At 68.7% G+C, this 19,298-nt stretch carries 18 protein-coding genes; 10 read left to right on the forward strand and 8 right to left on the reverse strand.

The window, feature by feature from the left end; translation table 11 throughout:
• The first annotated feature begins 175 nt into the window (after positions 1–175).
• Genes AB4Z01_RS12665 through AB4Z01_RS12675 form a run of 3 tightly spaced genes read left to right on the forward strand, consistent with a single transcriptional unit; the run spans position 176 to position 3,988 of the window.
• On the forward strand, positions 176–673 hold the full coding sequence (locus AB4Z01_RS12665) for a (2Fe-2S)-binding protein (RefSeq protein ID WP_441694060.1): 498 nt from the start codon (positions 176–178) through the stop codon (positions 671–673).
• Positions 670–1,728: an FAD binding domain-containing protein gene (locus tag AB4Z01_RS12670; protein WP_441694063.1), complete on the forward strand. Its 1,059-nt coding sequence runs from the start codon at positions 670–672 to the stop codon at positions 1,726–1,728. Before AB4Z01_RS12665 ends, AB4Z01_RS12670 begins: the two co-directional genes overlap by 4 nt.
• Positions 1,721–3,988, forward strand: coding sequence for a xanthine dehydrogenase family protein molybdopterin-binding subunit (locus AB4Z01_RS12675; protein ID WP_441694065.1), 2,268 nt, complete (start codon positions 1,721–1,723; stop codon positions 3,986–3,988). The genes AB4Z01_RS12670 and AB4Z01_RS12675 overlap by 8 nt, the downstream gene beginning before the upstream one ends.
• A 184-nt stretch (positions 3,989–4,172) precedes the next feature.
• Here AB4Z01_RS12675 and AB4Z01_RS12680 read toward each other — a convergent pair whose 3' ends face one another.
• On the reverse strand, positions 4,173–5,345 hold the full coding sequence (locus tag AB4Z01_RS12680) for a nickel/cobalt efflux transporter (RefSeq protein WP_441694068.1): 1,173 nt from the start codon (positions 5,343–5,345) through the stop codon (positions 4,173–4,175).
• A gap of 169 nt (positions 5,346–5,514) precedes the next feature.
• Here AB4Z01_RS12680 and AB4Z01_RS12685 point away from each other — a divergent pair, with 169 nt between their 5' ends.
• Together AB4Z01_RS12685 and AB4Z01_RS12690 are read left to right on the forward strand one after the other, a co-directional pair.
• A complete protein-coding gene (locus AB4Z01_RS12685) occupies positions 5,515–5,847 on the forward strand; it encodes a metal-sensing transcriptional repressor (RefSeq protein ID WP_441694070.1) in 333 nt (110 codons plus the stop codon).
• A gap of 391 nt (positions 5,848–6,238) precedes the next feature.
• Complete coding sequence (locus AB4Z01_RS12690; protein WP_441694072.1) at positions 6,239–7,675, forward strand: carbohydrate porin; 1,437 nt, start codon at positions 6,239–6,241, stop codon at positions 7,673–7,675.
• A gap of 144 nt (positions 7,676–7,819) precedes the next feature.
• Here AB4Z01_RS12690 and AB4Z01_RS12695 read toward each other — a convergent pair whose 3' ends face one another.
• From AB4Z01_RS12695 to AB4Z01_RS12705, 3 genes are read right to left on the reverse strand one after another with little or no spacing between them, the layout of a single operon-like run.
• Positions 7,820–8,869, reverse strand: a complete 1,050-nt coding sequence (locus tag AB4Z01_RS12695; RefSeq protein ID WP_441694074.1) for a Cj0069 family protein — start codon at positions 8,867–8,869, stop codon at positions 7,820–7,822.
• A 28-nt stretch (positions 8,870–8,897) separates the two neighbouring features.
• The gene (gene chrA / locus AB4Z01_RS12700; RefSeq protein ID WP_441694077.1) at positions 8,898–10,310 is read right to left on the reverse strand and encodes a chromate efflux transporter; all 1,413 of its coding nucleotides are present in this window, start codon (positions 10,308–10,310) and stop codon (positions 8,898–8,900) included.
• Between the two features lie 17 nt (positions 10,311–10,327).
• Entirely contained in the window at positions 10,328–11,302 is a 975-nt protein-coding gene (locus AB4Z01_RS12705) for a chromate resistance protein ChrB domain-containing protein (protein ID WP_441694080.1), read from the reverse strand.
• A gap of 102 nt (positions 11,303–11,404) precedes the next feature.
• On the opposite strand from AB4Z01_RS12705, the gene AB4Z01_RS12710 reads away from it, so the two are divergent.
• From AB4Z01_RS12710 to AB4Z01_RS12720, 3 genes are all read left to right on the forward strand, one after another.
• Positions 11,405–12,364 carry a Fe-Mn family superoxide dismutase gene (locus AB4Z01_RS12710; protein ID WP_441694082.1) on the forward strand — a complete coding sequence of 320 codons (960 nt, stop codon included), beginning with the start codon at positions 11,405–11,407 and terminating at the stop codon, positions 12,362–12,364.
• Positions 12,365–12,366: 2 nt separating this feature from the next.
• On the forward strand, positions 12,367–12,819 hold the full coding sequence (locus AB4Z01_RS12715; protein WP_441694085.1) for a chromate resistance protein ChrB domain-containing protein: 453 nt from the start codon (positions 12,367–12,369) through the stop codon (positions 12,817–12,819).
• 116 nt (positions 12,820–12,935) lie between these two features.
• A complete protein-coding gene (locus AB4Z01_RS12720; protein ID WP_441694088.1) occupies positions 12,936–13,583 on the forward strand; it encodes a hypothetical protein in 648 nt (215 codons plus the stop codon).
• 250 nt (positions 13,584–13,833) lie between these two features.
• Here the strand turns inward: AB4Z01_RS12720 and AB4Z01_RS12725 are convergent, their stop codons facing one another.
• The 4 genes from AB4Z01_RS12725 to fabA are packed head-to-tail and all read right to left on the reverse strand — an operon-like array spanning position 13,834 to position 17,043.
• Positions 13,834–14,409: a pyridoxamine 5'-phosphate oxidase family protein gene (locus AB4Z01_RS12725; protein ID WP_441694091.1), complete on the reverse strand. Its 576-nt coding sequence runs from the start codon at positions 14,407–14,409 to the stop codon at positions 13,834–13,836.
• 30 nt (positions 14,410–14,439) lie between these two features.
• Positions 14,440–15,273 carry an enoyl-ACP reductase FabI gene (gene fabI, locus AB4Z01_RS12730; protein WP_441694094.1) on the reverse strand — a complete coding sequence of 278 codons (834 nt, stop codon included), beginning with the start codon at positions 15,271–15,273 and terminating at the stop codon, positions 14,440–14,442.
• Positions 15,270–16,487 carry a beta-ketoacyl-ACP synthase I gene (gene fabB / locus AB4Z01_RS12735; RefSeq protein ID WP_441694096.1) on the reverse strand — a complete coding sequence of 406 codons (1,218 nt, stop codon included), beginning with the start codon at positions 16,485–16,487 and terminating at the stop codon, positions 15,270–15,272. The genes fabI and fabB overlap by 4 nt, the downstream gene beginning before the upstream one ends.
• Before the next feature lie 19 nt (positions 16,488–16,506).
• Positions 16,507–17,043, reverse strand: coding sequence for a 3-hydroxyacyl-[acyl-carrier-protein] dehydratase FabA (gene fabA / locus AB4Z01_RS12740; protein ID WP_429225132.1), 537 nt, complete (start codon positions 17,041–17,043; stop codon positions 16,507–16,509).
• Between the two features lie 180 nt (positions 17,044–17,223).
• Here fabA and AB4Z01_RS12745 point away from each other — a divergent pair, with 180 nt between their 5' ends.
• A complete protein-coding gene (locus AB4Z01_RS12745) occupies positions 17,224–18,930 on the forward strand; it encodes a tetratricopeptide repeat protein (RefSeq protein WP_441694100.1) in 1,707 nt (568 codons plus the stop codon).
• A 2-nt stretch (positions 18,931–18,932) separates the two neighbouring features.
• The coding region (locus AB4Z01_RS12750) for a GHMP family kinase ATP-binding protein (protein ID WP_441694103.1) at positions 18,933–19,298 on the forward strand (366 nt) is incomplete at its 3' end.

Below are 19,298 nucleotides of genomic sequence, written 5' to 3' on the forward strand. Positions count from 1 at the left end.
TTGAAAAGCGGAGGGTGCCTCCGTATATTATCCGAACGGACGCGCCTTCGAAACGCCCTGTCGATCAAGGCGGGGCGCCTAGTGTCCTCATAGCACGCGAAACCGGCCGTTCCGGCCCCCCGCGCGTCTGGTGCGGCCGCCATGTCTTCGACGATATCACCGATCGGAGTCCTGCATGAGTTTCTCGATCAGCCTCACCGTGAATGGTGCGCGGCACGACATCGAGCTGGATGATCCGCGGGTCACCCTGCTCGATCTTCTGCGCGAACGCCTCGACCTGACCGGCACGAAGAAGGGCTGCGACCGCGGCCAGTGCGGTGCCTGCACGGTGCTGGCCGACGGCCGCCGCATCAATTCGTGCCTGGCGCTCGCGGTCAGCCATGACGGGGCCGACATCCTCACGATCGAGGGCGTCGCCCATGGCGACGAGCTTCATCCGGTCCAGGCGGCCTTCATCGCCCATGACGGCTTCCAGTGCGGCTTCTGCACGCCGGGGCAGATCATGAGCGCCATCGGCCTGCTCGCGGAAGGCCAGGCCGGCGACGACCCCGAACGCATCCGCGAAGGCATGAGCGGCAATCTCTGCCGATGCGCGGCCTATGCCGGGATCACGGAAGCGGTGCTGGAAGCGCAGAGAAAGCTGGCCGAAGCCGGCCGGAGGGATGCCGCGTGAACACCTTCGAATACGTCAGGCCCACCACGATCTCCGACGCCGTCGCGGCCGCGGCCGAGCCGGGGGCCGCCTATTTCGCGGCCGGCACGAACCTGCTCGACCTGATGAAGGGCGGCGTCTCCCGTCCCGGCCGTCTCGTCGACATCACGCGCCTGCCGGGGCTCGACGGCATCGAAGCCTTGCCGGATGGGGGAATTCGCATCGGCGCCCTGGTGCGCAATGCCGACCTCGCCCACGACCCGGGTTTCGCCCGGAGCTATCCGGCGGTGGCGGAAGCGTTGTTGTCCGGGGCCTCGGCGCAGCTCCGCAATGCCGCGACGGTCGGCGGCAACCTGCTGCAGCGGACGCGCTGCGCGTATTTCTATGACACCGCCAGTGCCTGCAACAGGCGCGAGCCGGGTGCGGGCTGCGACGCCCGTGACGGCGAGAACCGGCTGCATGCCGTGCTCGGCTGGAGCGACGGCTGCATCGCCACCCACCCTTCCGACTTCTGCGTGCCGCTCGTCGCACTGGATGCCGTGGCGGAGATCGAGGGCAGGGACGGCCGGCGCGAGATCGCCGTCGAGGAGCTCCATCGGCTGCCGGGTACGACGCCCGATCGCGAGACCGCGCTCGATCCGGGCGACCTGATCGTCGCCATCCGCCTGCCGGCGACAGCCGCCGCATTCTCCGCTCATGCCCGCTATCTCAAAGTGCGCGAACGCACCTCCTATGCCTTCGCCGTCGTCTCCGCGGCGGCGGCGCTCCGGATCGAGGACGGCATGATCCGGGAGGCCCGGCTCGCGCTCGGCGGCGTGGCGGCCAAGCCATGGCGCGCCCGGGCGGCGGAGGCTGTCCTCGCCGGCGCCAGGCCGGGCGCGGCTGCCTTCCACCAAGCCGCGGAGGCGGCCCTGGCCGATGCCAGTCCGTCGGGCGACAACGCCTACAAGATCGAGCTCGCGCGCCGGGTTCTCATCCGGACCCTGACGCTCGCCGCGGCCGGCACGCCCGAGCGCCTTCCCGCGCTTCCGGCCTCCCCGTTCTCCTCCGCTCCCGGAGCGCGCCACGATGACTGAGATCCGCCCCACAGCCGGCCCCGCCCATGCGCGCCACGGCTCCAGCATCGGCCAGCCGCTGACGCGCCGCGACGGCATCCTGAAGGTCACTGGGGCGGCCCGTTACGCCGCCGACAACCACCCGGCGGGAATGCTGTACGCGGTGCTTGCGGTCAGCCGCATCGCCCGCGGCCGGGTGACGGCCCTCGACGTCGATGCGGCCAAGGGCCATCCGGGCGTCATCGAGGTCATGACTCCCGGAAACCGGCCGCCGCTGGCGACGGATCCGGACGAGAAGTCGAACCCGTTCATGTTCCGGATCGACGTCCTGCAGAATGACCTGGTGCGCTACGCCAACCAGCCGATCGCGGTGGTGATCGCCGAGACGCTGGAGGCCGCGACGGAGGGCGCGACGCTGCTGTCGCCGCAATACGAGATCCTGCCGCCACGGGTCGGGCTCGACGCCGGCGAGAGCTTCGTGCCGCCGGCCGTCGGCGTCGGCAATCCGGCCCAGGTGGAACGGGGCGAGGTCGAGGCCGCCCTCGCCGGTTCGCCGAACCGCGTCGAGGCGACTTACGAGACGCCCGACCAGTATCACAATGCCATGGAGCCGCACGCCATCGTCGCCGCCTGGGACGGCGATGCCCTGTCGATCGACACGCCGAGCCAGGGGCTGGCGATGGCCCAGGGGCGGATCGCGGGGCTGTTCGGCATCCCGCCCGAGAAGATCCACATCCGCAGCCCCTTCCTCGGCGGCGGCTTCGGTTCCAAGGGCCTGGTCTCCGGTCCGCAGATCCTCGGCATCCTGGCGGCCCGGCTGGTCGGCCGGCCGGTCAAGCTGGTGCTCCGCCGCGAGCAGATGTACGGGCCGGTCGGCCATCGCGCGCCCTCGCGCCAGACGCTGCGGATCGGCCTCGACGGCGAAGGCCGGATCACCGCGCTTGCCCATCACGCGAAGGTGACGTCGAGCAGCTTCGACGATTTCTTCGAGCCGGCAGCCGACGCCTCGCACACGCTCTACGCCAGCCCGGCCATCGCCACCTCGCACGAGGTGGTCCGCGTCGACACCGGCACGCCGCTGTTCATGCGGGCGCCCGGCGAAGCCACCGGCTCGATCGCGCTGGAAAGCGCGATCGACGAGGCGGCCTGGGCCTCCGGGATGGACCCGCTGACGTTCCGGCTGAAGAACTACGCCGAGGTCGAGCCGATCTCCGGCAAGCCCTTCTCCTCCAAGGCTCTGCGCGAATGCTATGCGGAGGGGGCGGCGCGTTTCGGCTGGTCGGGACGGCCGCTCGCGCCGCGGCAGATGCGGGACGAGGCCGGCTTCCTCGTCGGCTGGGGCATGGGCACCGCGACCTTCCCGGCGCTGATGTTCCAGGCCCAGGCCCGCGCCGTGCTGCGGCGCGACGGAACCGGCGTGATGGAGACCGGCGCCCAGGACATGGGGCAGGGCGCCTGGACCGCGCTGGCCCAGATCGCGGCCGACGGCCTCGGGCTCGACCTCGAGCAGGTGGAGTTCAGGGCCGGCTCATCCGATCTCCCGGATGCCGGCATCGCCGGCGGCTCGGCCCACACCGCCACGGCCGGGATGGCGATCCATGGCGCCGGCGCCGATGTCATCGCCAAGCTGACCGATCTGGCGACGGGCGATCAGCGTTCGCCCCTGTTCGGGGCGGGGAATGCCGGGGTGCTGGCGCGAAGCGGCCGCCTGTTCCGCCGCGACGACGAAAGCCGGAGCGAGAGCTATGTCGACATTCTCGCCCGCGCCGGGCTGGCCGAGCTGGAAGGTCGCGGCCGGAGCGCCGCGGACCCCGCGGCTCAGTCGGCCTATGCGATGCATGCGCACGGGGCGGTCTTTGCCGAGGTCAAGGTCGACCCGGATCTCGGCCAGGTCCGCGTCACCCGCCTCGTCGGCGCCTTCGCGGCGGGACGGATCATCAACCCGCGCCTCGTGCGCAGCCAGTACTATGGCGGCATGATCTGGGGCGTGTCCTTCGCGCTGCATGAGGAGGCGGTGATGGACCGGCGCTCCGGCCGCATCCTGAACGCCGATCTCGCCGAGTACCACGTCCCGGTGAATGCCGACGTGCCGTCCATCGATGCCCTGATGATCGAGGAGCACGATCCCCATGTGAACGCCCTGGGCATCAAGGGGGTCGGGGAGATCGGCATCACCGGCACCGCCGGCGCCGTGGCGAACGCGGTCTGGCACGCCACGGGAACGCGTGTCCGCCGCTTCCCGATCAGGCTGCATGACCTGCTGACGCCGGCATCGGACTAGCTCGCCGGGCAAGCGCAAGACCCTTGGCGGCGTGGATGATGGCATGGCGGCGCGAATGATCGGAGCGATCCGCGCCGCCCTGCCGGCATGAGGAGCGGGCGGCGCGGCATCCGCGCATGCTGGCCCGGGGCGGCCGACCCTCACCTGGTCTCGTTGCGCAAGTCCGATCCCGGTTTCCGTCCCGTCAAACGAGCTGCGCCAGCCCCGAATATCCGACATAGAGTCCGACCAGGATGATGATCGCGCTCGCCATGTAGGGCAGCTTGGTCATCACGACCTCGAAGCCCGGCCACCGGTTCGTGGCGTGACGGACGCCCCAGGCTGCGACCGTCCCGGAGGCGAGCAGCGTCAGCGCCAGGCCGACGCTGAAGCACAGGACCAGCACAATGCCCAGCCAGAACTTCTGCAGCTGAAGGCAGAGCAGCAGCACCGTGACCGCGGCCGGGCAGGGGATCAGCCCGCCGGTCAGGCCGAACAGGGCGATCTGCCCGGTGGTCACCTTGCGGCCGGCGAAGCGGTGGCGGATCTGCTCGGCATGGGCGCGGGCATGGGCATCCTCGGCGTCGAGCCCGGCGAAGTCGCGTGCGTGCTCATGGCTGCCGTGGCTGTGCCCATGCCCATGATCGTGGTCCCCATGGTCGTGCCCGTGACCATGAGAATGATGGTGAGCGTGCCCGTGATCGTCCTCGACGAAGCGCACCGGATAGGTGTGGGCATGGTCGCCATGGGCGATGGCGACGGTGGCGACGAATTCATGCGGCTCCGGAATCACGTCGACGGATTCGAGGTGGGTCGCCCGGTTGGCCAGCTCGAACACCTGCCGCGCGCCGTCCGGCCGCAGGGTTTCGACCACCACCGAGTCGCCGGCCGGGATCGGCGCCGTCTTGCCGCGGTTGTCGCGGAACCGCAGCTGGAACCGCGGCGACACGCCGTCCTCCTGGATCGACAGCTCGACCAGCCCGGGCCCCGTGTCGATCCGGTGCCACCCGGCCGAGGGTGAGGTCAGGGCGCGCTGGTCATGCCAGGTCCGGTAGGCCATCCACAGCGCCACGCCGATGATGATCACCGCGGAGCCGAACTGGAAATAGGGTTCGGTCGTCTCGGCGCCCCATTGCGGGCCGTAGGTCAGCGCCAGCAGGGCGACGAGCCAGACGATCGCGGTGTGCGAGATCGTCGCCGTGATCGCCAGCAGCGCCGCCTGCCAGAAGGTGCCGCGGATGGCGACGATGAAGGCCGCCATCATGGTCTTGGAATGGCCGGGCTCCAGCCCGTGCAGGGCGCCGAGCAGGATGGCGCTGGGGACGAACAGCCAAGCCGCGGTGGCACTCTGCTGGACCAATTCTGCGAAGGGGGTCATGGGTGAACCTGTGGCACCGGGTTGGCATCTCCTTCGTTCATATACTATAGGGGGGTATAGAATACGACCCTCGGTCGATCAGGCTTCGTGCAGTGCCGCATTGCAGGGGCACTGCCTCGACGATCGCGGTAGAGTGCGCGGAGCGACGAGAGTGTCAGGAGATCACAGCATGGCCGCCCGGAAGTCCCCCGCGACCGCCGAGACCGTCAGCGCGGCCCCGGTTGAGGCCAGCCACGGGCTGCACCACTCCCACAAGGATGTGGTGGCGCGCATGAACCGGGCCGCCGGTCAGATCCGGAACATCGTCGCCATGATCGAGGCGCAGCGGAGCTGCCTCGACATTGCCCAACAGATGCATGCGGTCGAGGCAGCGGTCGGCGCCGCAAAGAAGACGCTGATCAAGGACCATATCGACCACTGCTTGGATGCCGCCGCGGACGTGACCGGCCCGGGGCGCCGCGCGGCGATGGCGGAGTTCAAGGAGATCACGAAGTATCTCTGACGATCGCCCAGGGCTACGGGTCATCTCTCGATCTGATGCTAGAACCGGCAGCGGCAAGGTGTTCCTGCAGAAGAGTTCGGCGAGGGCGAGTCCGACCGGGTCATGCTCTCAAACCAAGGTGTAGGCCAACGCAACGAATAGAGTGGGACGAAAGTCGTTGGTGCGATGGTGATGGCGATCGGGAACCCCTAGCATCTCGGCAGTAACGAGGGCTCGCCGCCAGGCACTGGTCCAGACGCTCCGGTATCGGGCACGGTCAACCCGTTGCAAAGTCTCGTTGTGAGCGAGAATCGGTGCATGCCGTGCGGAAGATCCCTTTGCAGGTTGCGCCACGCTCAAGTCAGGACACGCAACTCGCCAAAGCCCGGCTGCTCTTCAAAGAGGTCAAGGCATGTGTCTGGAATCCGGCACGTCGACGGTGATGAGCAGACGTGGGTCTCTTCAGGAGCGGGCCCTCGTCATCGCTTTCGCAGCCCTAGCCTCCGGTTCTCTGATGGAAGTGCCAGCATTCGCGCAGACGGCACCGGCAGATGCCTCCGGCGCGGTCTCCGCAGCCGACACTTCACAATCTGGTGACGGTCTGGGGGATCGCGACACCCTGTTGGGGGATCTTGGAGGTGTCCGGTCCCGCCTGGAGGACACCGGCATCGTGTTGAAGGCGCAGGAGACGAGCGAGGTCCTGGGTAACGTCACTGGTGGGATCCGCCAGGGCGCAATCTATGAAGGCTCAACCCTTGCCACACTCTCTATCGACACGGAGAGGTTCCTAGGCTTCGGGGGCGGCACGTTCACCGTCAGCGGCTTGCAGATCCATGGGAAGGGACTGAGCGCCAATAATCTGGACAATCTGAACGTCGCCAGCAGCATTGAAGCGAAGCCGTCCACCCGCCTTTTCGAGCTGTGGTACGAGCAGTCCATCCTCAGCGGCAGGGCGTCAATCCGCATCGGCCAGCAGGCGGCAGATCAAGAATTCTCCGTCAGCCAATTCGGGGCGCTCTTCCTCAACTCGGGCTTCGGCTGGGCGACGCTGACAGCGAACGACCTGCCATCCGGGGGGCCGGCCTACCCCTTCGCGACGCCGGGGGTGCGCCTGAAAATTCAGCCATCGGACGAGCTGGTGGTGCTGGTCGGTCTCTACAATGGCGATCCGGCGGACAATGGCTCCGGCACTTCGTTCCGTGTCGACAATGGCGCCTTCCTGATTGGAGAAGTCCAATACTCTATCAATGGCTCCGAGGATGATGCCGGCCTGCCCGGCACCTATAAGGTGGGCGCCTGGTACAATTCGAATTCGTTCCCTGATCAACGCTTCGGGGCCGGCGACAAGTCTCTGGCCAATCCAGAAAGCGACGACGTGCCGCTGCTGCATCGCGGAGACTGGGGCATCTACGCTCTCGCGGACCAGATGATCTATCGAGTGCCGGGGACGAAGGATCAAGGGCTCGGTCTGTTCGGCCGCATCATGGTGGCGCCAAGCGATCGGAACGAGATCAGTTTCTACTTCAATGCCGGCGCTACATACAAAGGGCTGGTTACAGGCCGTCCCGATGATACGGCCGGCATCGGCGTCATCTATGCCCGGATCGGCAACGCGGCGAGGAATCGCGATGAGGACACCGTCGCCTTTTCGGGCGCGGCACGCCCGATCCGCGACGCAGAGACTGTGTTCGAGGTCACTTATCAGGCGCAAATCACGCCATGGTGGGCATTGCAGCCCGACTTCCAATATGTCTTCAGCCCGGGCGGCGGCATTCCAGATCCAGGCGAACCGTCAAAACGGATTGGCAATGCAGCCGTTCTTGGCCTCCGCACAACCATCACGTTCTAGACGTGGGCGCTGATACTCGGCGGGCTCGCCACCGAGGTATCTCGGCATCATCGCTGCGTTCCTATTCGATTGACCAGACCGCTCTGCCGACAGCGGGATGGTTTTCAGGGGCAACGGCGTTGCTCAGGCAACCCCGGGACTGCGTCAGGCCGCGCTCAGCCGCTCAGCCACGAGGCGGGCGATCTCGGCCGGTGCCTGGTTCGGAATGGCGAAGACCGAGCTGACGTTGATCTCGCACAGCACATAGGTGTCCTCGCCCGCCGCCGTGCGGGGACCGTAGAGGAAGTCCGCGTCCCAGATGATCGGCAGTGACGCCCGGTCGATGCCGAGAACCTCCATCATCTGCGGCGTCCATTCGGTTTCCATCTTGGCCCTGAGCGTCTGGAACGGCTCTGCCGAAGCCGGGTGCATGGTGCGCGGGCCCGGCTGTGCTGCTTCGCTGTCCGGCCCTTCGGGCGGCGGCGGGATCAGCGCCTTGATCAGCTGATGGCCGAAGCCGACGACCCTGTCGCCGCCCATGTAGCAGCGGATCATGCCGTCCGGCAGGCGCGGCTGGAACGGCTGGTCCAAAATGCAGCCGTCGTCGACCAGATAGCTCTCGCAGCGCGCCATGAACTCCGCCAGGCCGAGTTCCTCCGGCACGCTGCCGCGCTGCGCGTGCAGCACCCGCACCATCGCGGCGCCGCCAGCGAGCGGCTCGATCGCCTCGACCTTCCACACCCCCTGGCCGGCATTGCCGCGGTTCCGCTTCAGCACGCGCGGCCCTTCGGTTCGCAGCCGCCGCGGAAACTCCTCCCGGAACGCCTGGAGCGAGCGATAGAGGTGGGTGTCGGTGCCCCAGCCGAGATGCCGGGTGCGATGAAGGATCTCCTTCACGCCCATCTTCAGGATCACATCCGGATGCGCGCTCACCCAAGGACCCTTCGCCGCGACCTCGCGCAGCAGGGCGTCGAGCGCCACGCGGCTTTTCCCGTCGTCCAGCGGATTGACCCAGACCAGGACCGCATCGGCGGTCAGGAGCTGGTCGCGCATCTCGCCCGCGAACGCCTCGTCATAGACGGCCGGCTCGGCGTCGATGCCGATCGCGGCGAGCTCCTCGAACACACGATGATAGCGGTTGTTCTGCGGCGTCGCCGTCCGCCGCGCCTCGCGATCGCCTCGCCAGACCACGGCCACCTTCGGCGCCTTGTGCATCGTCTTCACTCCTGAGATGGCCGGTCGGTCAGACGACCCCCACGGCGAAATGCAGTACGATGCTCGCGGCCGAGCAGACCGCCAGGGTCCACATCACGCCGAGCTTGAGCCGGAACAGGCAGAGGCCAGCGACCGCCGCCAGCGCCAGGGCCCAAAGGTCGATGCTGCCCGGCACCGGCGCGGCGAACGACATCCCCAGCCCTTCCACCGGGACCGTCTGGCGGAACAGGACATGCAGCGCGAACCAGACCGCCAGGTTCGCCACCACGCCGACGATGGCGGCCGTGACCGCCGACAGCGCGCCGGACAGCTTCCGGTTCTCCTGGAGCCGCTCGATCAGGGGCGCGCCCAGGAAGACGAACATGAAGCACGGCAGGAACGTCACCCAGACGGTCAGCACCGATGCGACCACGCCGCCTGAAATGCCCGAGAGGCTGCCGGGCGCGCGATAGCCGGCCAGGAAACCGACGAACTGCAGCACCAGGATCAGCGGCCCGGGCGTCGTCTCGGCGAGGCCGAGCCCGGTCAGCATCTCCGGCGCGCCCAGCCAATGGTAGCTCTGGACCGCCTCCTGGGCGACATAGGCCAGGACGGCATAGGCGCCGCCGAAGGTCACGACCGCCATCTTCGAGAAGAACCACGCGACATCGGCGTAGACGCCGCCGACACGCAGCAGGGCGGCCACGGGCAGCAGCCAGAGCGCAGCGCAGATGAGGCCCGCAACGAGCGCGCCTCGCGCCAGGCGATTGGCGCGGCCCGGATCGGCGGCGAGCACGGCGTCGAGCAGGGCTGGCGGCCCATCCTTGGCCTTCCCGTGCGCCCCGCCGGCGAAGTGGCGGGGAGCCAGAATCCCGATCAGACCCGCTGCCAGCACGACGATCGGAAACGGCACGTTGAACAGGAACAGCGCGATGAACGAGGCGCCGGCGAGCGCCCAGGCCACGCGGCCCTTCAAGGCCCGGCGCCCGATCCGGAGAACGGCCTCGAGGACCAGCAGCAGGACGGCGCTCTTCAGCCCGAAGAACAGCGCGGCGATGAGCGGGACCGCGCCGAGCGTGGCGTAGATCGCCGACAGCGCCAGCATGACCACGGCGCCCGGGATGACGAACAGCAGGCCGGCGATGACGCCGCCGCTCGGCCCGTGCATCAGCCAGCCGAGATAGACGGCGAGCTGCTGCGCCTCGGGCCCCGGCAGCAGGTTGCAGAAGTTCAGGGCGTGCAGGAAGCGCCGGTCGCTCACCCAGTTGCGCTCGTCGACGACCTCACGGTGCAGCAGCGCGATCTGGCCGGCGGGGCCGCCGAACGACAGGCAGCCGATCTTGAGCCAGACGCGGGTGGCTTCGCCGAGCGTCGGCAGCGGCGGCACCGCAGCCGGGCCGCCGACGGTCGTCTCGGTGGCGCTCGTGACCTCGCGGTCCGGCGCCAGCATTCTGTCGACCATCGGCGGCTCCCCGCGGATCACCCGCGCTTGGTGCGGAAATACTGGTAGAGGTTGTCGAAGATCGGCGCGCCCTGGGCGACCCGCTGCTCGTCGTCCTTGTTCGCCATGGCGACGCCGGCGATCAGATGGCCGATGCCGATGGCTTCCTCGCGCCCGAACTTGCCGTCCTTCAGGTCGATGTCGTGGACGATCTCCGCGATCGACTGCAGCGCCGGATCGATGAGCCCGGCGCGGCCCAGCAGCACCTCAAAGCTGCAGCGGTCACCCTCATGGGTGATCTCGCCGTCGAACATGTCGAAGCGCAGCTCGCCCGGCTTCGGGACATAGTCCTTGCCCGGCACGAAGCGGATCACCGCGTCGGGATCGATGAAGCGGCGGATCAGCCAGGCGCAGGCGATGCGGTCGACATGCACCCCCTGGCGCGTGACCCAGACCCGCCCGATGAGGTTCGTCGCCGCCTGCGGCTGTTCCTCGGTCATGTCCTTGTCCTCCGTGATCCGGGCCTCGAGGCCCGCGATCAGGCTTTCTGCCGAGAGGCGGCCGGTGGCGCCGAAAAAGTCGATCGCCGCGATCTCCATCAGCCGCTTGCGCAGGCGCCTGACCTGCCCGGGCAGCTCGGCGGTTTCATCCTGGGCGGTGGTCGCGACCAGCTTGGCCGAGAGGGCGCGCGCGTCCTTGATGAGCGCGTCGTAGTCCTCGTCCCGCGCGGCGTCGAACAGCGCCCGCACCTGGCCGTCGGACAGGCCGTCGACCAGCCGCGCCTCGCACACCATCGCCTCGCCGCCGCCCTCCACGATCTCCTTCAGCAGCCACTCGAAATCCTCCTGCGTCTCGGCATTCGCCGGCAGGGCATAGACGGTGTTCTTCACGGCCACGGCGCCGATGCCCTGCAGCCGGCGCCAGATCTTCACCCGGAAATAGGCCGGCTTGGTCGGCAGCTGGTGGATCAGCAGCAGCCACCGCTGCTCGGCCGGGCGCGCATCGTCAGTCATATTAATACCGTATCATTGGCATTATAAATTGCAACACTTGTATCATATTTTAATCGAGCGTAGCGTCCCGGACCTGAACGATGTGCCGCGCTGGAGGACGTCATGCCCCACCGGATCGTGCCTCTGCCGTTCAAGCCGCCCCGCCTCGACGGCCTGTCCGAACGGCTGCTGGCCAGCCACTACGAGAACAACTACGGCGGCGCCGTCCGCCGCCTGAACGCGATCGAAACCCGGCTCCAGGGCCTCGACTGGACCACGGCGGCGGTGTTCGAGATCAGCGGGCTGAAGCGGGAGGAGCTGGTCGCCGCCAACTCGATGATCCTGCACGAGGTGTATTTCGACGGGCTCGGTGGGTCCGGCGACGCCGAAGGCGATCTTGCCAGCGCGCTGGAGCGCGACTTCGGCAGCGTTGCCGGATGGCGCTCGGCCTTCGCGGCCTGCGCCAAGGCCCAGGCCGGCGGCTCCGGCTGGACCCTGCTGACCTGGTCGGAGCGGCACGGCCGGCTGGTGATCCAGTGGGCTGCCGACCACACGAACTGCCTCGCCGGGGGCGTGCCCATCCTGGCGCTCGACATGTACGAGCACGCCTACCACCTCGATTTCGGCGCCAAGGCCGGCGCCTATGTCGACGCCTTCATGAAGAACATCCATTGGCAGCGGGTCGCCGCGCGCTTCGGCCGTGCGTCGGGGCATCGGACGCCTGTCGAACCCGTGCGGGCCGAGGATGGTGCCGTCGCGCCCGAAGACCTGCGGGCGCGGCTCGAGCGCGGCGAGGACCTGGTCCTGCTCGACATCTGTCTCGCCGACGACATGGCCAAGCGCAGCGACATGCTGCCGGGCGCGCAGATCCGGGCGCCGGAGCGGATCGTCGAATGGGCGGGCGATCTGCCGCGGGACCGGCCGGTGATCGCCTATTGCGTCTACGGCTTCCAGGTCAGCGGCAATGCCGTCGCCGAGCTGCGCCGCCGCGGCTTCGACGCCCGCAACCTCGCCGGCGGCATCGCCGCCTGGCATGCGATCGGCGGGCCGACCGTGCCCCTGACCGCAATCGAAGGGAGATGACGATGAAATGGGTCACGCGCGAACATCCGAAGATCGACCGGATCGCCTGCCCCTGGCTGGTCGCCCGGTTCATCGACGAGGCGCCCGAGTTTCTCTACGTGCCGCCCGAGCGGGTTCTGGACACGGCCCGGGAGACCGGCGCCATCCCCTATGACGTGCCCGATGTCGAGCTCAGCCATGTCGGTGAGCAGTGCAGCTTCGACGCCTTCCTGGAGAAGTACCGGCTCGACGACCCGGCGCTGCGGCAGCTCGCCGTGATCGTCCGCGGCGCCGACACCTCGCGGCACGACCTGACGCCGCAATCGGCCGGGCTGTTCGCCATCTCGCTCGGCCTGTCCGCCAACTTCCCCGACGACCACGAGATGCTGAAGCACGGGCTGGTCGTCTACGACGCACTCTACACCTGGTGCCGGAACCTCCAGGCCGAGACGCACAGCTGGAAACCGAAGACCTGAGATCCGAAGGCGGGACTGCAGCAAAGGAGCTGAGTCATGCGCCGCGCATCGGAGGCAAAGCCAGTAAACACAATGTGCAATTGTATTAATCGGCAACTGCGTTCATGCTACGTTCCATGGACAAGGCGCAGACCGATCGGATGTCGGAGGCCCCGGCCACTCCCCAGGAGGAGCGGGCGGCGCGGCATCTGCGCATGCTGGCCCGGGCGGCCGAGATCCAGATGGAGATCATGGAGGCGACCCGCACCGAGGCGGTCGAGGCACCGCAGCCCGGTGCCGATTATTGCAAGCGGATCGCCGTCGTCGCCAAGTCGCTGCGGCAGACCCTGCTGCTGGAGGACAAGTTCGCCAATCATCGCGATGAGCGGCGCAAGGCCGCGGCCAAGCGCGAATCGGCGCAGGAGGATTGGCACGACCTGCGGGTGAAGCTGGCGATGCTGGCGGCCGCCTATGAAGTGTCGGAGGACGATGAGGAGGTCGACCGCCGCGTCGCCGAGGTCTGCGAGCGGGTCGAGCGGCCGGAGGTGGCCGAGTTGATCGCAGCCAGCCGGCCGGAGGTCGCGGTGGCGGCCCTGTGCCGGCGCTGGGGCTTCCCGCCGGAGGTGGAGCGCTGGCTGGAGATGGCCGACGAGGCCATGGAGCATTACGGCTTCATCCCGCCGGAAGACGGCGAGGACGATGAGGATGATCCCTCCGAGGATCCGCCCGAGCCTCGCTCGGCCGGCGTGGGCCGCCGCAAGCCGAGGCCGTCTGACACCGGGTGACCGCGCGGACCGTTACGAGATCTCGTTGATCGTAGAGAGCCGATTGTTTTGCCTCTCCCGCTTGCGGGAGAGGTCGGAGGCGCTTGCGCCTCCGGGTGAGGGGGTTTTGCCGAGGCCGGAGCCCGCCCTCACCCGGTCTCGCTGCGCGAGCCCGACCTCTCCCGCCAAGCGGGAGAGGTAACGCAAAGGCGGCAGCCCTGGCCATCCTGTGCAGATGGATATTGGGTTGCGCGGGCGAACCTCAGGCCCCTCACCCGGCCTCGGCCGGATCCTCTTCGAACAGGCCGGTCGGCAGCCCGTCGATGCTGCGGGTGTTCTTCTGCCGGCGATAGGCCTCCAGCCCCTCCTGCTTCTCCTTCGCCTCGGCCCAGCGGGCCAGGGTCGGGCGTTCGCCGGCATGGTCGAACAGCGGCACGCCGAAGCCGCAGGAGGTCTGCACCAGGTCGATGTCGAGCCAAATCATCTGCCGGGCGCCGAGCGGCTCCGCGCCGCCATATTCCGCCGCCAGCAGGCGGGCATAGTCCGGGCCGCCGCGGCGCAGCACCCGGCCGGCGCCGTACAGCCGCAGGATCATCGGCGCGCCCTCGAAGGCGCAGAACATCAGGGTCAGCCGGCCGGTGGCGCGCAGATGCGCCGCGGTCTCGTTGCCGCTGCCGGTCAGGTCGAGATAAACCACCGCATTTGGCCCCAGCACCCGTAGCATGTCGGTGCCGCGGGGCGAGACATTGACCCGCCCGGTCGCGGCGGCGGAGGCCGTGAAGAACACCCGCTGGCGCAGGATGAACTCCTGCAGCGCCGGCGAGATCTCCGGGAACTGCTTGGCCACGGGTCCTCCTCACCGCGAGCGGGCGGGCGATTAAACCTCCGCCGCCTCGCTGTTGCGCGGCGCGGCCGGCATGCCGATGGCGTGATAGCCGGCGTCGACATGGTGCACCTCGCCGGTGACGCCGGTCGACAGCGGCCCCAGCAGATACAGGGCGGCACCCCCGACCTCGTCGAGGGTGACGTTTTTGCGCAGCGGGCTGTTCTGCTGGTTGAAGCGGAACACGTAGCGGGCGTCGCCGATGGCGCTGCCGGCCAGGGTGCGCATTGGCCCGGCGGAGATGGTGTTGACCCGGATCCCCTGCGGGCCCAGATCGGCCGCCAGGTAGCGCACGCTGGCCTCCAGCGCCGCCTTGGCCACGCCCATGACGTTGTAGTTCGGCATCACCCGCTCGGCGCCGAGATAGGTCAGCGTCAGCAGGCTGCCGCCATCCGGCATGATCGCCGCCGCCCGCTTCGCCAGCGCGGTGAAGCTGTAGCAACTGATCCGCATGGTGCGGCTGAAGTTCTCGGCCGTGGTGTCGAGGTAGCGGCCCTTCAGCTCTTCCTTGTCGGAATAGGCGATGGCGTGGACCAGGAAGTCGATCGACCCCCATTCCGCGCCCAGCCGGTCGAACAGCGCGGCGATCGACGCCTCGTCCTCGACGTCGCAGGGCGCCAGGAAGCTGGCGCCGATCGACTGGATCAGCGGCTCGACCCGCTTGCGGAAGGCGTCGCCCTGATAAGTGAAGGCCAGCTCGGCCCCCTCGCGCGCCAGCACCGAGGCGATGCCCCAGGCGATCGAATGGTTGTTGGCGACGCCCATGATCAGGCCGCGCTTGCCGGCCATCAGGCCGGTGCCGCGGCGTTCGGTCGGTGAGGTGGTCATGCAGCGTACCGCTTGAAGGCGAGCGTCGCGTTGGTCCCGCCGAAGCCGAAGCTGTTGGAGAGGACCGTGGTCAGCCCGGCATTGTCGATCCGTTGCCGCACGATCGGGAAACCCTCCGCGGCCGGGTCGAGATTTTCGATGTTGGCGCTGGCGGCGATGAAGTCGTGCTTCATCATCAGCAGGCTGTAGATCGCCTCATGCACCCCGGCGGCGCCGAGCGAATGGCCCGACAGCGACTTGGTCGAGCTGATCTTGGGCGCCGTGTCGCCGAACACCTCGCGGATCGCGCCCAGCTCGGTGACGTCGCCGACCGGGGTCGAGGTGCCGTGGGTGTTGATGTAGTCGACCGGGCCGTCCACCGTCGCCATCGCCTGGCGCATGCAGCGCACCGCGCCCTCGCCGGAGGGGGCGACCATGTCATAGCCGTCCGAGGTGGCGCCGTAGCCGACCAGCTCGCCATAGATCTTGGCGCCGCGCGCCTTGGCGTGCTCCAGCTCCTCCAGCACCACGGTGCCGCCGCCGCCGGCGATCACGAAGCCGTCGCGGTCGCGGTCATAGGCGCGGCTGGCGCGCTCCGGCGTGTCGTTGAAGCGCGAGGAGAAGGCGCCCATCGAATCGAACAGCACCGACAGGGTCCAGTGCAGCTCCTCGCCGCCGCCGGCGAAGACGATGTCCTGCTTGCCCCACTGGATCAGCTCGGCGCCGTTGCCGATGCAATGCGCCGAGGTCGAGCAGGCGGAGGAGATCGAGTAGTTCACGCCCTTGATCTTGAACGGCGTCGCCAGCGTCGCCGAATTGGTCGACGACATGCAGCGCGGTACCATATAGGGGCCGATCCGCTTCGGCCCCTTCTCGCGGGTGATGTCGGCGGCGTCGACCTGGTTCGAGGTCGACGGCCCGCCGGAGCCCATGATCAGCCCGGAGCGCTCGTTCGAGACGTCGCTCTCCTCCAGCCCGGCATCGGCGATGGCCTGGGCCATGGCGATGTAGTTGTAGGCCGCGCCCGGGCCCATGAAGCGCAGGATGCGCCGGTCGACATGGTCGGCCGGGTCCAGCTTGACCGTGCCGTGGACGTGGCAGCGGAAGCCCAGCTCCTTGTACTCCGGCGCTGCGACGATGCCGGAGCGGCCCTCGCGCAGGCTGGCGGTGACCTCGTCCTGGTTGTTGCCGATGCTCGACACGATGCCGAGCCCGGTGACGACGACGCGACGCATGGTGGTTCTCCGCGGTTCGTCAGAACGCTTCGGTCGACGTGAACAGGCCGACCCTCAGATCCTTGGCCTCGAAGATGATCTTGCCGTCGCAGGCCACGCTGCCGTCGGCGATGCCCAGCACCAGCTTGCGGTTGATCACCCGCTTCAGGTCCAGGCGATAGGTCACCAGCTTGGCGTCGGGCAGCACCTGGCCGGTGAATTTGACTTCGCCGGTCGACAGCGCCCGGCCTTTGCCCGGCGCCCCGGTCCAGCCCAGGTAGAAGCCCAGCAGCTGCCACAGCGCGTCGAGGCCCAGGCAGCCCGGCATCACCGGGTCGGCTTCGAAATGGCAGGCGAAGAACCACAGGTCCGGGCGGATCTCGAACTCGGCCACGGCCTCGCCCTTGCCATGGGCGCCGCCGTCGTCGTTGATGGTGGTGATCCGGTCCATCATCAGCATGGGCGGCAGCGGCAGCCGGGCATTGCCGGGTCCGAACAGCTCGCCATGCGCACAGGACAGCAGGTCTTCGTAGGTGTAGCTCGATTTACCGGTCACGGCCGCGTTGGCGCCTTCCATGGTCTCACCGACGCGCGCGACTGTAGCGTTTTTTCGGATGGGCACAAGTCCGAGCCCAGCGGCGCGACGGCTCTATGAATATAGATGGGCCCAATGGTCGCGGCGAACAGGCATTGCCTGCGACCCTCCGGCCCCCTAGCTTCGGGGATCACGGCACCTTTCGGCGAAGTGGACGCGCGCATGACCGTCTGGCGGACGACCCTCCTGGCCTCCTGTGTCGCGGCGACGGCGATGCTGCGGCCGCCGGCCGCCGAGGCCGCCACCGATCCGCGCACCGTCTCGGGCGCCTATCTCGCCGGCGCCCATGCGCTGGTCGCCCGCGACCTGTCCGCCGCCGGCCGCTTCTTCAGCCAGGTGCTGGCGACCGACCCGGACAACTTGGCGCTGCTGCGGCGCAGCTTCACCCTGACCCTGGCCGGCGGCGACGTCGACGGCGCCGCCAAGCTGGCCCAGCGCCTGGACACGGCCGACACCGCCGACCAGCTGGTCCGCATCACCCTGATCCTGCGCGACGCCAAGGCCGGCAAGTGGCGCGACGCCCTGACCCGGCTGAAGACCATGGAGACGGCGGGCACCGCCAAATCGATCACGCCGATCATCGCCGCCTGGCTCCGGATTGGCGCCGGCGACGGCAAGGCGGCGCTGTCCAGCCTCGACCCGATGCTGCAGCCGCCGCGGCCGGACGCGCTGTCGTCGATCCAGAAGGCGCTGCTGCTCGACTATCTCGGCGACCTCGACGGCGCCCAGAAGGCGTATGAGGCGCTGGGCGACATGGGCGGCACGGTGCGGCTGGTCGAAGGGCTGGCCGGCGTCTACCAGCGCCAGGGCCAGCGCGACAAGGCGCGCCAGCTCTATCGCAGCTTCACCGACCGCAATGGCGACAACCTGCTGCTGGAGCCGGCGATCCAGCGCCTGGACAAGGGCGACCGGCCGCAGCCGCTCATCGCCAGCCCGGCCGACGGTCTGGCCGAGGCGCTGTTCTACATCGCCAGCGCCGTCAGCCAGGACCGCGACGCCGAGGGCGGCGACACCGCCCTGATCTACACCCGCCTGGCGCTGTATCTGCGGCCCGACTTCCCGGTGACGCAGATCCTGCTGGGCGACGTGCTGTCCGGGCAGGACCAGTACCAGAACGCGATCGCCGCCTATGAAGCGCTGCCCGACGGCACCCCGGCCGGCTGGATGGCGCGGCTGCGCGAGACCCTGGCCTATGAAAGCCTGGAGCAGTTCGACAAGGGCATCGGCCTGGCCGCCGACCTCGTGTCGGAGCGGCCGGACAGTCCGGCCGGCTATCTCCGCCTCGCCGACTTGTACCGGGCGAAGCAGGATTTCGCCTCGGCCGTCGTCGCCTATGACGACGCGGCGCGCCGGCAGAAGCGGCTGGAGGAGGTCGACTGGACGTTCCTCTACCGCCGCGGCATCGCGCTCGAGCGCAGCGGCCGCTTCGACCGGGCGGAGCAGGATCTGCGCCGCGCCATCGGGCTGAACCCGGACCACGCCAACCTGCTGAACTACCTCGGCTATTCGCTGCTCGACCGCGGCAAGGACCTGCGGGAGGCGGAGGATCTGATCCGCAAGGCTGTCGACCAGTCGCCGAACGACGGCTACATCATCGACAGCCTCGGCTGGGTCTATTACCGCACCAACCAGATGGAAAAGGCGGTCGAGACGCTGGAGAAGGCGATCTCGCTGAAGCCCGAGGACCCGACCATCAACGACCATCTCGGCGACGCCTATTGGCGGGTCGGGCGCAAGCTGGAGGCGCGCTACCAGTGGGAGGCGGCGCTGCGCACCACCGAGGGCGACCCGCCGAAGGACAAGATCGAGGCCAAGCTGGCCAACGGCCTGCCCGCCGAGGAAGCCTCGACCCCGGTCAAATCGAACTGATCGTGGACGGCAAGGTCTGGTCCGGCACCGCGCCGGCCAAGGTCAATCTCTATCTCCACGTCGTCGGCAAGCGCGCGGACGGCTACCATCTGCTCGACAGCCTGGTGGTGTTCGCCGATGTCGGCGACCGGTTGACTCTGCAGCCGGCGGATGCGCCGCGCCTGACCGTCACCGGACCCTTCGCCGGCGCCATCCCGGCGGGCGACGACAATCTGGCGCTGCGCGCGGTGCGGCGCCTGGCAGCGGCGGTCGGGCGGCCGGACGGTATCGCCGTCGCCCTCGACAAGCGGCTGCCGGTGGCGGCCGGGATCGGCGGCGGCTCGGCCGATGCCGCGGCAGTGCTTCGCGGCCTCGCCGTGCTGTGGGAC

This window comes from Inquilinus sp. YAF38 (genome assembly GCF_052113205.1).
Taxonomy (GTDB): domain Bacteria; phylum Pseudomonadota; class Alphaproteobacteria; order DSM-16000; family Inquilinaceae; genus Inquilinus.

What these genes read in the sequence shown, in the direction of transcription:
- AB4Z01_RS12665 (WP_441694060.1), top strand. Translation starts at nt 176, where the DNA reads ATGAGTTTCTCGATCAGCCTCACCGTGAATGGTGCGCGGCACGACATC.
- AB4Z01_RS12675 (WP_441694065.1), top strand. Translation starts at nt 1,721, where the DNA reads ATGACTGAGATCCGCCCCACAGCCGGCCCCGCCCATGCGCGCCACGGC.
- AB4Z01_RS12680 (WP_441694068.1), bottom strand. Translation starts at nt 5,345, where the DNA reads ATGACCCCCTTCGCAGAATTGGTCCAGCAGAGTGCCACCGCGGCTTGG.
- AB4Z01_RS12685 (WP_441694070.1), top strand. Translation starts at nt 5,515, where the DNA reads ATGGCCGCCCGGAAGTCCCCCGCGACCGCCGAGACCGTCAGCGCGGCC.
- AB4Z01_RS12690 (WP_441694072.1), top strand. Translation starts at nt 6,239, where the DNA reads ATGTGTCTGGAATCCGGCACGTCGACGGTGATGAGCAGACGTGGGTCT.
- AB4Z01_RS12695 (WP_441694074.1), bottom strand. Translation starts at nt 8,869, where the DNA reads ATGCACAAGGCGCCGAAGGTGGCCGTGGTCTGGCGAGGCGATCGCGAG.
- chrA (WP_441694077.1), bottom strand. Translation starts at nt 10,310, where the DNA reads ATGGTCGACAGAATGCTGGCGCCGGACCGCGAGGTCACGAGCGCCACC.
- AB4Z01_RS12705 (WP_441694080.1), bottom strand. Translation starts at nt 11,302, where the DNA reads ATGACTGACGATGCGCGCCCGGCCGAGCAGCGGTGGCTGCTGCTGATC.
- AB4Z01_RS12710 (WP_441694082.1), top strand. Translation starts at nt 11,405, where the DNA reads ATGCCCCACCGGATCGTGCCTCTGCCGTTCAAGCCGCCCCGCCTCGAC.
- AB4Z01_RS12715 (WP_441694085.1), top strand. Translation starts at nt 12,367, where the DNA reads ATGAAATGGGTCACGCGCGAACATCCGAAGATCGACCGGATCGCCTGC.
- AB4Z01_RS12720 (WP_441694088.1), top strand. Translation starts at nt 12,936, where the DNA reads ATGGACAAGGCGCAGACCGATCGGATGTCGGAGGCCCCGGCCACTCCC.
- fabI (WP_441694094.1), bottom strand. Translation starts at nt 15,273, where the DNA reads ATGACCACCTCACCGACCGAACGCCGCGGCACCGGCCTGATGGCCGGC.
- fabB (WP_441694096.1), bottom strand. Translation starts at nt 16,487, where the DNA reads ATGCGTCGCGTCGTCGTCACCGGGCTCGGCATCGTGTCGAGCATCGGC.
- fabA (WP_429225132.1), bottom strand. Translation starts at nt 17,043, where the DNA reads ATGGAAGGCGCCAACGCGGCCGTGACCGGTAAATCGAGCTACACCTAC.
- AB4Z01_RS12745 (WP_441694100.1), top strand. Translation starts at nt 17,224, where the DNA reads ATGACCGTCTGGCGGACGACCCTCCTGGCCTCCTGTGTCGCGGCGACG.